Origin of the sequence: Bradyrhizobium sp. CCGUVB1N3, from assembly GCF_024199925.1 — a bacterium.
Classification (GTDB): Bacteria; Pseudomonadota; Alphaproteobacteria; order Rhizobiales; family Xanthobacteraceae; genus Bradyrhizobium.
This window is the reverse complement of the sequence record NZ_JANADR010000001.1, coordinates 8,201,069-8,213,810: the sequence shown is the minus strand read 5'-3', so window position 1 is coordinate 8,213,810 and position 12,742 is coordinate 8,201,069. Positions and strand designations below refer to the sequence as shown.

Sequence of the window (12,742 nt, the reverse complement as noted above, 5' to 3'; positions counted from 1 at the left end):
TCCGGCGCCATAGCCGATGCGTAGCATCGGCTTTCTTAAGAACGGCGGCCGAAGGCCGCCTATGCCACCTTCTCCCGCAAGGGGAGAAGGGAAAACGAGCAGATCACCGCGCCGCGGCGATCCTCATGCCTGCGAGCATCGGCGCACCGGCCGGACGTGCGCCGCGCGCCGGATTGATCTGGTAGAGGCCGCGGCGGTCGGCGACGGGGCGGAAGGCGTCGGTGATGCCTACGACGGATTCAGCCGCGCCGAGCAGCAGCGTACCGTCGCCTTCCAGGCTCTTCGCCATGCGTTCGAAGATCACCGCCTTGGTGTCCTGATCGAAATAGATCAGCACGTTGCGGCAGAAGATGACATCGAACGTGCCGAGATGCGAGAAATCCTGGAGCAGGTTGAGCTGGCGGAACTGTACCATGGAGCGGACGTCGGCATTGAGCTGCCAGATGTCGCCGGACTGGGTGAAGTATTTCACCAGCAACTGGATCGGCAGGCCGCGCTGCACCTCGAACTGGCTGTAGACGCCGGCCTTGGATTTCTCCAGCACCTCCTGCGACAGATCGGTCGCGACGATCTCGATGCGCCAGCCGGCGAGCGCGGCGCCCTTCTCCTTCAGGCACATCGCGATCGAATAGGGCTCCTGCCCGGTCGACGACGCCGCCGACCAGATGCGGAGCGACTTGCGTGCCGCGCGCGCCTGGATCAGGCCCGGCAGGATGGTATCGCGCAGATGATCGAACGGAACCTTGTCGCGGAAGAAGAAGGTCTCATTGGTGGTCATCGCCTCGACCACGTCGGTCGCAAGCTTGCCGTCGCCAGTCTTGATCTTCTGCACGAGATCGGGAATTGCGGTAAGGCCCGCCTTGCGCGCGAGCGGCATCAGCCGGCTCTCGACCAGGTACGTCTTGTCGGCGGAGAGATCGAGACCCGAACGCTCCTTCAGGAACTTGCGCAGATATTCATAATCCATCGGCGTCACGAGCGGTCTCCCGAGAACAGCCGATTGACCTTCGGCGCAATCTGATTGAGCGGCAGGATCGCGGCGCAGATGCCGGCATTCGCGGCCGCACCCGGCATGCCCCACACCACGCTGGTCGCTTCGTCCTGCGCAATCACGCTGCCACCGGCAGCGACGATGTCCTTGCCGCCACGCATGCCGTCCGAGCCCATGCCGGTCAGGATCACCGCCAGAATGCCGCCATGCCAGAGGTCGATGGCGGAGGTGAAGAGCGGATCGACCGCAGGCTTGCAGAAGTTCACCGCAGGTCCATCGTCGAGCGCGATCGCGGCCTCAGCCCCGCTCCGCACCACGCGCATGTGCTTGCCGCCCGGCGCGAGATAGATCTGGCCCGGCTTCACCGCCTCGCCATCGATTGCCTCATGCGCGGGCCTGCGGCTCGAACGCGCCAGATGCTCGGCGAGAATGGTGGTGAACGTCGGCGGCATGTGCTGCGTAATGAGCACCGGGAAGCGATCGATCACCGGACCGAGTTCGGTCACCAGCGACATCAGCGCCTGCGGCCCGCCGGTCGAGGAGCCGATCAACAGCACCTTCGGGGCCTGCGTCGAGAACGAGCGTTTGACGAGCGAGGCGGCGGAGGCCGCCGGTGCGGCCGGCGCTGGCGCCGCAGGACGCGCGGCGGGCTCGCGCGCAAGCGGAGCCGGGCTCGCGGGTGCGAGCGACGGGCTTGCGATCGGCGACTTCCTGCGCAGTCGCGCGCCGAGATGACGGATCTTCTGGATCAGGTCGTGATGGAAGATGTCGGCGGCGGAGGCCTCGCGGGTCGATTCCGGCTTCGGAATGTAGTCGGCCGCACCCAGCGACAGCGCCTTGAAGCTGATCTCCGCGTTACGGCGGGTCAGCGTGGAGGCCATGATGATGACGAGGTCGCGCTTCTTGGCCAGAAGCTGCGGCAGCGCCGAGAGGCCATCGAGTTCGGGCATTTCGATGTCGAGCACGGCGACATCGGGGTTGATGCGTTCGAGCTGGTTGACCGCCTCAAGTCCGGTACGCAGGGAGGCCGCGACCTCCATGTCGTGCTCGGCGCCGATCCAGCGCGAGATCAGACCGCGGATGACGACGGAATCGTCGACGATCATCACGCGCAGTGGCCCTTCCCGCGACAGACTGACGGTCGAACTTCCAGCGAACGCAACACTCATTACTCACCAACTCAGACTGAAACGGTTCAGTTGAAAACAAACGCCGAAGGATCCGTTCAGCCCTCGGGCAGCACGGTCAGATCAAGCCGACTTCCTGGAACTTCGCCGTCACGATGTCCTTGTCGAACGGCTTCATGATGTATTCGTTGGCACCGGCATGCAGCGCGCGCGCGATATGCGCGACGTCGTTCTCGGTGGTGCAAAACACCACCTTTGGCTGGTCGCCGCCGGGCATGCGGCGCAGATGGCCGAGGAATTCGTAGCCGTCCATGACCGGCATGTTCCAGTCGAGCAGCACGGCATCGGGCAGCCCGCGCTTGCAGGCTTCCAGCGCCTTCTCGCCATCCTCGGCTTCGAGGATCTGGAAGTCGAGGCCTTCCAGGATGCGGCGCGCAACCTTGCGGATGACACTGGAGTCATCAACGACGAGACAAGTTCTCATGTGAGCCTCTACTTCCCGTCCCCGAGGGGACACTTCCAATTGCAGGTCGGTCGGCGGGCCGACCGTCGTCTCAGGCCGCCATCATTTCAGGCGCGAGCTCGAGGACGCGATCGACGTCGAGGACGACCATGAGCTGGCCGTCGAGGCGGTGGACGCCGCCGGCGAGCTTGGCCATGCGGGGGTCGAGGTTGACGGGGTTTTCCTCTTTGCCGTCCACGGGCAGGCGCAGCACTTCGCCGATCGTGTCGATCAGGAGGCCATAGGACTCGCCGCGCAGGTCGACGCCGACCGCCATCGGCACCTTGCCGTCCTCGGGCCGCGGCAGGCCGAGGCGGGCGCGCATGTCGACGACGGTGACGATGCGGCCGCGCAGGTTCAAGACCCCCGCGATCTCGCGCGAGGCCAGGGGAACGCGGGTGACGCGCTCGGGCATGAACACGTCCTGGACGCGCGAGATCGGCAGGCCGAACAGCTGGCCGCCGATCATCGCGGTGACGTATTCGACCATGGCGCCTTCGCTGCTTTGCGTCTTGCTGCTCATCTGTGTTTCCCCTGGTTCTTTATGAGTATGATCTTGTCGGAAAACCGCTTCACACTTTTCCGGATCATGCTCTACGCCGCCGCCCGGCTCAGCTCGGAGGCGCCGGCGGCACCTGCCGTCTGTTCCTTCAGCGCCGCGATCAGACCGGGACGGTCGAACTTGGCGACATAGTCGTGGAAGCCGGCCTGCCGGCCGCGCTCGATCGCCGCCGGCGAGACCAGCGCCGAGAGCCCGATGATCGGCATCGCGCCGAGATTGTGGTCGGAGCGGATCGTTTCGGCGAACTCGAACCCGTTCATGTCGGGCATCTCGATGTCGGTCAGCACGACGTCGAAGCTCTGCGCGCGCAGCGCAGCCAGGCCCTCCTGCGCGGTCGGCGCGGTACGGACGCGGTAGCCGGCCGCCTTCAGCACCGGCGCCAGCATGTTGCGGAAGAAGGCCGAGTCGTCGACCAGCAGCACCGACTGCGAGGCCATCGACGGCTTCATCTCCTTGCGGGTGAACCAGTCGGCGAACGCCATCGGCAGGAAGTGGCCGACGTCGATCACCTCGGTGGCCTGGCCCTTGATCACGGCCGAGCCCAAAATGCCGGCGCTGGAGCCGCCGACCTCGATGTTGAGGCGCTCCTCGACGATGTCGATGATCTCGTCGACGACGAGGCCCATGGAGCGGCCGTCATCGGCAAACACCAGGATCGGCTGGGCGCCCTGGGCGGCGATGGTGACGCCCTCGATGGCGACCAGCGGCATCAGCTGCTCGCGGTACTGCACCATGTAACGGCCGTTGCTGAACTCGATCTTGTCGGCCGGCAGCTCCTCCAGGCGCGTGACGAGGCCGAGCGGGACCGCCTTGGGCTGGCTGGAGCCGGCGCGGAACACCAGCAGCGAGGTGGTCTGCTCGCCACTTCCGATGTGATGGCCGGCATTCTCGTCGGTCATGTCATGGGCCGAGGAGCCGGAGGCGCCGAGCGCCTTGGCAATGCCGTTGGGGTCGATGATCATGATGACGGCGCCATCGCCCAGGATCGTATTGCCCGAGAACATGTCGATGTGGCGCAGCTTGGTGGACATCGGCTTGACCACGATTTCTTCGGTGTGGAACACGCCGTCGACCACGATGCCGAAGGTCTGGCTGCCGACCTGGGTGACCACGATAAAGCCGTTCTCGGGATCGGAGGCCGCGCCGTCGTCGATCTTGAGGAGCTTCTTGAGGTGGATCAGCGGCAGCAGCTTGTTGCGGAGCCTCAAGACCGCGGTGTCCTTGATGCGCTCGATGCGGTGCTCGGAGTTGGCACGGGCCCGCACCAGCTCGACCACCGAGAGCTGCGGGATGGCAAAGCGGTCGCCGGCGGCCTCCACGATCAGCGCGGAGACGATGGCGAGCGTCAGCGGGATCTTGATGGTGACGGACGAGCCTTCACCGGCAACCGACTTGATGTCGATGGTGCCGCCGATCTGGTCGATATTGGTGCGCACCACGTCCATGCCGACGCCGCGGCCCGAGACCGAGGTGATGGCGGCCGCGGTCGAGAAGCCCGGCGCGAAGATGAACTTGTGGATCTGGGCTTCGCTCATCTTCTCCAGCTCGGCCTCGGTGACGAGACCGCTCGAGAGCGCCTTGGCCTTGATCTTCTCGGTGTTGAGGCCTCTGCCGTTGTCGGCGATGCAGATGATGATGTGGCCGCCCTCGTGATAGGCGGACAGCCGAATGGTGCCCTGCTCGCCCTTGCCGCTCGCCGTGCGCTCGGCCGGGGTCTCCAGGCCATGGTCGGCGGAGTTGCGCACCATATGGGTGAGCGGGTCCTTGATCAGGTCGAGCACCTGGCGGTCGAGCTCGGTGTCGGCGCCGTGCATCTCCAGCTCGATCTGCTTGCCGAGTTCGCTCGAGAGATCGCGGACGATGCGCGGCAGCTTCTGCCAGGCATTGCCGATCGGCTGCATGCGCGTCTTCATGACGCCTTCCTGCAGCTCGGCGGTGACGTTGGACAGCCGCTGCAACGGCACCTTGAACTCGGTGTCCTCGTTGCGGCGGGAGATCTCCAGAAGCTGGTTGCGGGTCAGGACCAGCTCGGAGACCATGGTCATCAGATGCTCCAGCGTATCCACGTTGACGCGGATCGACTGGTTGGCGACGCGGTCGCCTTCGCTGGCCCCCTCGTCGGCCATCGACTTCTTCGGCGCGGCCTTCTCCTTGGGCGCCTTGGCGTCCTTGACGGCTTCCTTGGCCGCTTCCTTGGCGACAGGCGCCGGAGCTTCAGCAACAGGCGCGGCCTTGGCAGCAGGCGCAGGCGCTTCGATCGCGGTCTCGCGGAAGGCGCGCTCGAGCTCGTCCAGCGACACCTCGCCCGGACGCAACGGGCGCTCCAGCGTCTGGTCGATCAGCGAACCCGTGGTCATCTCTTTTGCGGGCGCGGGCGCAGCCGCAACAGGGGCTTCCGGCACCAGCGGCGGGGCTTCGGCAACGGGCGCAGCGCTACCGGCCGCCGGCATCGGCTGCGCCGACGCTGACGCGATCGGCTGCGCCGACGCTGACATCGCCGCCATGCCCTGCTCGACCATCGCTTCCAGCTTGTCGATGAGGTCGCGGTCGGTGCCCTCGGGCTCGGCTTCGGTCGCCTCGAGCCCGGCCAGAATCTCCTTGATGCGGTCGATCGACGACAGGATCACCGTCACCGCCTCGGCGGTCACCGGCATGCCGTCGCGGAATTTGCCCATCAGCGTCTCACCGGCATGCGCCAGCGCTTCGAGCCGCGGCAATCCCAGAAAGCCGCACGTCCCCTTGATGGTGTGAACCAGGCGGAAGATGTTATCCAGGATCTTGGCGTTGTTCGGCTCCTGCTCGAACTTCACCAGCTGATTGTCGACGGTGTCCAGGCTCTCGCTGGTCTCCGTCAAAAACTCCCGCAACAGATCATCCATGAAAACAGGCCTTCATAAGGGAGGGCGCACATGTGCGCCTTTCGGAATGGGGCCAGCTTCTCCGCAAAGCGTTTAATATTGGTTGAGTAAGTGCAAAAGAACGGAACCAACAAAGAGATAAGGCGCTCCGAAGATTTCGAAGCGCCTTGTAAAGCTTTGATTAACGAGTGCTGTGCGGTTGCCGTTTACGAAGCCGTAACGGTTATCGCCTCGCCCTCCGGCGCGAGCTTCACGGTGAGCCCGCAGGCCTGCGCCAGCAGCCGCGTATAATAAGGCTGGATCGCATGCGCGTCCGCGGCAGGTCCACGCTCGCCGCTCAGGAGCTCGGCGATGTTCTGCGGCAGGCGCGCATTGTGTCCAGTGGCGGTGACACGAAAGCTCATGGTCTCGCCGTCGCCGATCGGATCGACCTTCAGCATGCCGCCGCGCGGGATCGTATGCTGCGCGATCACGAGCATGTTGAGCAGCAGCTTGACGCGGTTCTTCGGCAATAGCAGCCGCGGCAGATTCCAGGTGATCGTGCACTTGCCGTCCTCGATGTGGCCGCGCGCCATGTTTTGCGCGTCACCGAGATCGATCTGCGCGCCGGACGATCCGGCCGCGCCGAAGGCGAGCCGGCAGAATTGCAGCCGCGCTGATGCCGTCTTGGCGCTCTTGCGGATCAAATCCAGCGCGAATTCACGATCCTCGGGCTTGGGATCGTCATCGAGAACCTCGAGGCCGTTGACGATGGCGCCGACAGGGCTGATGAGGTCGTGACAGACCCGCGAGCACAGAAGCGCCGCGAGTTCGAGCATATCGGGAGCAGTAGCGGTACCGGGTGACGAGGTGCCAGACATCGATGGTTCCTGGAATTGCGCGGCCGAAAGGCGGCGAATCACGCGTGCGCTAAAATTGGCCCGGGTTCTAACATTCGTACCCCCGTTGCAGCTAGCGCTTGCGATAGGCTCGAAGCGGCCATAAGGACGCGAATCAATTTGAGGCGAAAGAGGTGGCCGATGAATGAGGCATGCAGGTGAAGGGACGCATTGACGGGGCGGCTGCCGCGCGCCTGATGGAGCCGTTGACTGCGCTGGCGCTGAAGGCGGGCGAAGCGATCCTGGCCGTCAATCGGGCCGCGATGCGGGTCGATGGCAAGCAGGACGGCTCTCCGGTCACCGAAGCGGACCTCGCCGCCGACCGCATCATTGGCGAGGGGCTCTTGCAGCTCGCGCCCGACGTGCCGACGCTGTCGGAAGAGCGGGCTCAGCTTGCGACGCCGCCGTTTCAGGGCAGTTTCTTCCTGGTCGATCCGCTTGATGGCACCAAGGAGTTCGTCGCCGGCCGCGACGAGTTCACCGTCAATCTCGCCATCATCACCGACGGCGTGCCTCTGCTCGGCATCGTCAGCGCGCCCGCGCTTGGCCTGCTCTGGCGCGGCATCGTCGGGCGCGGCGCGGAGCGGGTGAGGTTTGATGGCGCTATCATCGGGAGCGCCGAGCCGATCCGGACCCGAAAGCTGCCGAAGCCGGGTGAGCCCTGGGTCGCCGCGGTCAGCCGCTCGCATGGCGATGCCAGGAGCGAAGCCTTCATTACCGGCCGGCCCGGTGCGGTCAGGCAGACGGCGGGCTCGGCCGTCAAATTCGGCCGCATCGCCGAGGGCAGCGCCGACATCTATCCCCGCCTCGGCCCGACCTCAGAATGGGACGTCGGGGCCGGCTGTGCCGTGGTCACCGCCGCCGGCGGCAAGGTCACCGACGGCAATGGTGGCGAAATCCGGTTTGGCGAGAATCGCGAAAACTTCATCGTGCCGGAGTTCATCGCCTGGGGCGACCCGCAAGGCGCCTGCTTCCCTACTGGCTGAGCTGCTCCTGCAGCGCGGGCCAGCGCTTGCCGACCTCGTAAAGGAAACGGTCGGGATTGGCGGCAAAGGCGTCGCGACTGTCCTCCCGGCTGAACAGATAGAGCCGCTGGGCCGAGATCACGAAGAAGCGAGGATTGCCGGCAACGACGACGCCGCGGGCGATATCGGTGGGATCATAACCGCCGAACTGCGGTCCATAGACTTCGGGATGGGCCAAAAACTCGGCCCGGTTGCCCTCGTTGCGGAATCGCCAGACCGCCCCCCACTGGCTTGCCTCGAACTCGGCCGTGCCCTGGGCGGGCCCGCCATCGACGAAATAGGCTACGGGGTCGAACCCCTCGATGGCCACCCCCGAAAAGCGGTTGACCACGATCCGCTCGGTGGTGGCGGCCTCGGCGGCTGGCACATGAAAAGTGAACCAAAGGCCGGCCAAAAGCGCAATCCAGGGGCCGATCAAGGCAATTCCGGGGCGCAGAGGGCTATCTTCCTGCCGTTGTGCCGTCATAGTTGCTGCGGATAACATCCGAGTCGAGGGGACATTCGGCGCAACCCTAGCCCTCGCCTGTTGGCGTCTGGTTAAGGGTGCGATCGGATTCGATACCAGGGGTTCTTTTATGACTTTCGCATCACGCCTCGCCGCGGTCGCGCTTGCCGCGCTGGTGGGCTGGATCGTGCCGGCCTCCGCACAGCAGGCGCCGCCGCCAAACCTGCCGCCGCCGCAGCGGACCCCGACGCCGAACACCTATGGGCCGGACGAGCTCGTCGGCGCCGGCCACCGTTTCTTCGGCAACGTCTCGCGCGGGCTCGCCTCGATCATCGAGAAGGCGGTCAGCCAATGGGGCCTGCCGAACGGCTACATCCTGGGTGAGGAAGGTTCCGGCGCCTTCGTCGCGGGCCTGCGTTATGGCGAAGGCACGCTCTACACCAAGAATGCCGGGGACTTGCGGGTCTTCTGGCAGGGACCCTCGCTCGGCTTCGACTGGGGCGGCGACGGCGCGCGCACCATGACGCTGGTCTACAACCTGCCCGCCACCAACGCGATCTACCAGCGCTTCGCCGGCATCGACGGCTCCGCCTACATCATCGGCGGCTTCGGCATGACGGCACTGACCGCCAACAACATCGTGCTGGTGCCGATCCGGTCCGGCATCGGTCTGCGGCTCGGGGCCAATATCGGCTACCTGAAATACACCCCGCGCGCGACCTGGAACCCGTTCTAGCGAACCTTAACCGGGGGCCTTCGACAAAAATGTCGAAAACAACCCCATGCAAAGTAGCCGGTGACCGCCGGCGCGATGCCTTGCGCATCGTGCGGAACCGTTTGACGCGTCGGGGAAATCAGCTGCATCACCGCATCATCGCGGCGCGCGGGGGATGGATGGAGCCGTTGCGAGCTGCTTTTCCGCCAGCGGGGGAGCCGTCGCGTCCCGACGCGCCCCTCCTTTTTCGGTTATCGATTCACGTTAACGACGGGCCGGGGCTGGCTTTTTGCCGGCCCGCCATGGCATGGTCTTTGGTAAATTTTTCCTTGTCTCTGGGAGTCTTGGCCCATGGTCGAACCGATCATGTACCTTGCGATCGGTTTCCTGCTCTCGATGCTGTGCGGGCTCGCGATCGTGCCGTTGGTGCATAACCGCGCGGTGCGCCTGACCACGCGCCGGCTCGAGGCGGCAACGCCGCTGTCGATGGCGGAGATCCAGGCCGACAAGGACCAGCTCCGCGCCGAATTCGCCATGTCCGCGCGGCGGCTGGAGATGAGCGTCGATCAGCTCAAGAACAAGACCACGAGCCAGCTTGCCGAGCTCGGCAAGAAGAGCGACGCCATCAACCGCATGAAGATCGAGCTTGGCGAGAAGAACGCCACGATCTTCGCCCTGGAGGCGCGCGAGAAGGCGGTGAAGGAGCAGCTCCGCGCCACCGAGGAGGAGTTCAACGCCAAGACAGAAAGCTTGCGCACCGCCGAGCAGGCGCTGACTGACAAACAGGGCGAGCTCGCCAAGATCAACCATGAGCTCTCCGACCGTTCGATGATGGCGGAAAGCCGCCAGGTCGAGCTGGTCGCGGTACGTGCGCAGATCGAGCAACTGAAAAATCGGGTGGGCGACGCCGAGAAGGAGTTTGCCTCGACGCAGGCGCGCCTGACGCAGGAGCGCTCGGACTCCGAGACCGCCTCACGCGAGCTTGGCGACGCGCGCGGGCGCGTCGAGAATCTGAACCAGCGCGTCACCGAGCTCGACCGCCAGCTCATCGTGCAGGTCAAGGAGGCCGAGATGCTGTCCGGCCGCGTGACCGATCTCGAGGGACGGCTCGCAACGCAAGGCAAGCTGCTCGCCGAGCGCGATTACGAGAACAACCAGCTCCGCCAGGGCCAGGAGACGGCCGAGCGCACCATCAAGGAGCTGCACACCGAGATCACAGGCTTGAGCGCGGGCAACAAATCGCCGGCGCTGGAGGCGCTGCGCAGCGAGAAGGCCGCGCTCGAGGAGCAGCTCAAGCTCGCGCGCGACGAGCGCGCAAAACTTCAGCGCGACATCAACGCGATCCAGCAGCAGGCCGAGAGCTCCTGGGCGACCGAGCGCATGGAGAACGCGCTGCTGCGCGAGCGCATCAACGACATCGCCGCCGAGGTGGCCAAGCTCGCGATGCAGCTCGAAGGCCCGAACTCGCCGATCGAGGCGCTGCTCGCGGCCGAAGCAGGCCAGGCGCCGAAGCCCGCCCCTCGCCCGGCCAACGGCGCCACGACGAACGGCGCGGCCGCGACCAGCCTGCCCGAGGGCGGCGGCACGCTCGCCGAGCGCATCCGCGCGCTCCAGGCCCACGCCTCCCGCGCCCGCCAGCAGGGCGCATAGGTGGCCAAAAGGCGATTTTCGTAGCGATTTGCGAGATCCACGGACAGTTTTCCGGCCTGATGCCGCCTGAAAACTTGACACCTCTGGCCCGCACTTCTAAATCGCGGGCTCTGACGTGCCGGTCGGCCAAGTGCCTGACCGGCACAATGGTCCCGGGCGCATAGCTCAGCGGGAGAGCGTTCCCTTCACACGGGAGAGGTCCAAGGTTCGATCCCTTGTGCGCCCACCATTAGGCCTTGATCATCAACCACTTAGTGAATTGATTCCCTGGATGTGTGCCCCAGAAAAGCCGGGGCACAACTGGGGCACTTCGGCACAGTTGATGACCGGCGAAATGTCGGGCCAGTGCGTCCGGATGAGCGCGTTGTATTCACTGGCGCTCGAGAGGCTCGGTTCGCAGCGCGGCTACGTCGTGGCCCGTTCGCTTTACACTGGCGACAAACGCATCTTCGGCGAAGACAAGGAGGTTCGATGGCAAAGAGCTGTTCTCGGAGTCGAACCTCGATTGGGACGGGCATGCATGGGTCGTCTATGGCGATTGGCTCGCAGATGTGTCGGTCTCCCACCCAATTGAACAGGGACTACTCGGACAGGCTCCTAGAGCACTGACAGCCGAGATCATCAACGATGTGAGAGCGGCGATAATGGTAGATGCGCCGCCGCACCCTGCCTTCATCCACCAACTCTTGCGCGGAGGATGAAAAAGGCGGGCGCAAGCGCCCGCTTCCATGACTAACGAACGGACTTGGATCGAACCTCAGGCCAACCGCCCATGGCGACCGATCATGCTCTCGATCATCATATCACGCATCAGCGTCTTAAGATCTGGCGGTGCGTCAGGGTTCTCATTGTGGTGGATAATCGCCTGATTCACCTCGCGTCCGCAGCCGTCGACCCACCCCTGATTTTCCTCATGGATTGTCTGCGAGCCATCGGGCGTCAACTGATCGAGAGTCCGCCCAGCGTTGGACTGCGTCACCTTCAGATTGTCTTTGCCATCCTTGTCGTCAGCGAGCCCCTCGATAACCATGGCGTTGTCGCCGTTCGTAATCGTAAGCTTTGAGGAGATGGCTTTGCCTTTACCGTAATCGACGGTGTTCACGGTGATCTTTGTGCCGTCATCGAGCTGCGGGGTCATGTCTTTCTTGAAATCGAAATCGTCCCTGCCGTCGCCATTGGCATCGACGTGAGGATCGCCGTGGATCTTCATGACATGGCCGGTCTCGTTGTTACGAACCATCCAGGTGCCGTCCTTCTCCTTGGCTGTGATCGTGTACTTGTCGCCAAGGTTGATCGTGGCCTTGCCATCCTTGACCTCATGCGTCCACACCGGATCCGGCAAAGGCGGTTGACTCTGGTACTGGTAGGTGCCCGCCGGAACACCGCCGGCATACCGCTCCAACAACGTATTTGAACGTGGTATTGGCGGCCGCGCCTTCCGGCACCAAATTACTCGTCGCCGCATCGAAAGCACCGACCACGGGAAGACCGGTCACGGGAAGATACACCATTGTAATTCACTCCTGTTGCATTGAAGTCCTTTTGCATTGAAGTAAGCGGCAGATTGCGAGCGCCACGCGCATAATCAACCGGGCACATTACTCACGAAATCTTCCGAAAGCACCGTTCGCCCGCCCGTGGCGGGCGCACCATGTTTCTCGTTGCCAACGACACCAGCCTTGATGAGATGAGGCGACCCTACCTCTCTCATCCGAGCTCCCCGGCACGTTCATATCGCGCGCATCCAACTCGCAGGAACTCTACCCGTAGTACCTGTCGAAAAGCTGACGATGAGCAACGACCGACTAGCATCTCAGCTTTCGTTACCACCCGACCGACGTGCGCCTGTGGAGCTCATGCGGGGCATGCACTACATGGGCGTGTTGCCGAACGAGGACCGGCAGCAGACGAATTTCACCATTGGTGGCGCGCCATACACGGCAACGTTGGGCCCGTCACGTAAGCAAAACGACATTCGGGTCTTCCTAA

Annotated in this window: 11 protein-coding genes and 1 tRNA gene; 4 read left to right on the top strand and 8 right to left on the bottom strand. The window is 64.4% G+C overall.

Going from position 1 to position 12,742, the window contains the following annotated elements; translation table 11 throughout:
* Positions 1-103: 103 nt before the first annotated feature.
* The 6 genes from NLM33_RS38830 to chpT all read right to left on the bottom strand — a co-directional run bounded on the left by NLM33_RS38830 (position 104) and on the right by chpT (position 6,900).
* Positions 104-976 carry a protein-glutamate O-methyltransferase CheR gene (locus NLM33_RS38830; protein ID WP_254103659.1) on the bottom strand — a complete coding sequence of 291 codons (873 nt, stop codon included), beginning with the start codon at positions 974-976 and terminating at the stop codon, positions 104-106.
* Positions 973-2,160 (bottom strand): chemotaxis response regulator protein-glutamate methylesterase, encoded by a 1,188-nt coding sequence (locus NLM33_RS38825; protein ID WP_254103658.1) that lies wholly within the window; start codon positions 2,158-2,160, stop codon positions 973-975. Before NLM33_RS38825 ends, NLM33_RS38830 begins: the two co-directional genes overlap by 4 nt.
* A gap of 76 nt (positions 2,161-2,236) precedes the next feature.
* Positions 2,237-2,602 (bottom strand): PleD family two-component system response regulator, encoded by a 366-nt coding sequence (locus tag NLM33_RS38820; protein ID WP_007600538.1) that lies wholly within the window; start codon positions 2,600-2,602, stop codon positions 2,237-2,239.
* Positions 2,603-2,672: 70 nt separating this feature from the next.
* Entirely contained in the window at positions 2,673-3,143 is a 471-nt protein-coding gene (locus tag NLM33_RS38815; RefSeq protein ID WP_254103657.1) for a chemotaxis protein CheW, read from the bottom strand.
* Positions 3,144-3,214: 71 nt separating this feature from the next.
* The gene (locus tag NLM33_RS38810; protein WP_254103656.1) at positions 3,215-6,061 is read right to left on the bottom strand and encodes a hybrid sensor histidine kinase/response regulator; all 2,847 of its coding nucleotides are present in this window, start codon (positions 6,059-6,061) and stop codon (positions 3,215-3,217) included.
* A gap of 185 nt (positions 6,062-6,246) precedes the next feature.
* Entirely contained in the window at positions 6,247-6,900 is a 654-nt protein-coding gene (chpT, locus tag NLM33_RS38805; protein ID WP_254103655.1) for a histidine phosphotransferase ChpT, read from the bottom strand.
* Between the two features lie 170 nt (positions 6,901-7,070).
* Between chpT and NLM33_RS38800 the strand changes: the two genes are divergently transcribed.
* Entirely contained in the window at positions 7,071-7,904 is an 834-nt protein-coding gene (locus NLM33_RS38800) for a 3'(2'),5'-bisphosphate nucleotidase CysQ (protein WP_254103654.1), read from the top strand.
* Here NLM33_RS38800 and NLM33_RS38795 read toward each other — a convergent pair.
* Complete coding sequence (locus tag NLM33_RS38795) at positions 7,894-8,379, bottom strand: YHS domain-containing (seleno)protein (RefSeq protein ID WP_254106104.1); 486 nt, start codon at positions 8,377-8,379, stop codon at positions 7,894-7,896. The genes NLM33_RS38800 and NLM33_RS38795 overlap by 11 nt on opposite strands.
* A 139-nt stretch (positions 8,380-8,518) precedes the next feature.
* Here NLM33_RS38795 and NLM33_RS38790 point away from each other — a divergent pair, with 139 nt between their 5' ends.
* From NLM33_RS38790 to NLM33_RS38780, 3 genes are all read left to right on the top strand, one after another.
* On the top strand, positions 8,519-9,124 hold the full coding sequence (locus tag NLM33_RS38790) for a DUF1134 domain-containing protein (protein WP_254103653.1): 606 nt from the start codon (positions 8,519-8,521) through the stop codon (positions 9,122-9,124).
* 330 nt (positions 9,125-9,454) lie between these two features.
* The gene (locus NLM33_RS38785) at positions 9,455-10,753 is read left to right on the top strand and encodes a hypothetical protein (protein ID WP_254103652.1); all 1,299 of its coding nucleotides are present in this window, start codon (positions 9,455-9,457) and stop codon (positions 10,751-10,753) included.
* Positions 10,754-10,907: 154 nt separating this feature from the next.
* Positions 10,908-10,982, top strand: a tRNA-Val gene (locus tag NLM33_RS38780).
* A 528-nt stretch (positions 10,983-11,510) separates the two neighbouring features.
* Here the strand turns inward: NLM33_RS38780 and NLM33_RS38775 are convergent.
* Positions 11,511-12,155, bottom strand: coding sequence for a DUF1521 domain-containing protein (locus NLM33_RS38775; protein WP_254103651.1), 645 nt, complete (start codon positions 12,153-12,155; stop codon positions 11,511-11,513).
* Between the last annotated feature and the right edge of the window lie 587 nt (positions 12,156-12,742).

Coding starts and splice junctions, on each gene's coding strand:
- NLM33_RS38800 (WP_254103654.1), top strand. CDS start 7,071: ATGCAGGTGAAGGGACGCATTGACGGGGCGGCTGCCGCGCGCCTGATG.
- NLM33_RS38820 (WP_007600538.1), bottom strand. CDS start 2,602: ATGAGAACTTGTCTCGTCGTTGATGACTCCAGTGTCATCCGCAAGGTT.
- NLM33_RS38815 (WP_254103657.1), bottom strand. CDS start 3,143: ATGAGCAGCAAGACGCAAAGCAGCGAAGGCGCCATGGTCGAATACGTC.
- NLM33_RS38785 (WP_254103652.1), top strand. CDS start 9,455: ATGGTCGAACCGATCATGTACCTTGCGATCGGTTTCCTGCTCTCGATG.
- NLM33_RS38790 (WP_254103653.1), top strand. CDS start 8,519: ATGACTTTCGCATCACGCCTCGCCGCGGTCGCGCTTGCCGCGCTGGTG.
- NLM33_RS38810 (WP_254103656.1), bottom strand. CDS start 6,061: ATGGATGATCTGTTGCGGGAGTTTTTGACGGAGACCAGCGAGAGCCTG.
- NLM33_RS38825 (WP_254103658.1), bottom strand. CDS start 2,160: ATGAGTGTTGCGTTCGCTGGAAGTTCGACCGTCAGTCTGTCGCGGGAA.
- chpT (WP_254103655.1), bottom strand. CDS start 6,900: ATGTCTGGCACCTCGTCACCCGGTACCGCTACTGCTCCCGATATGCTC.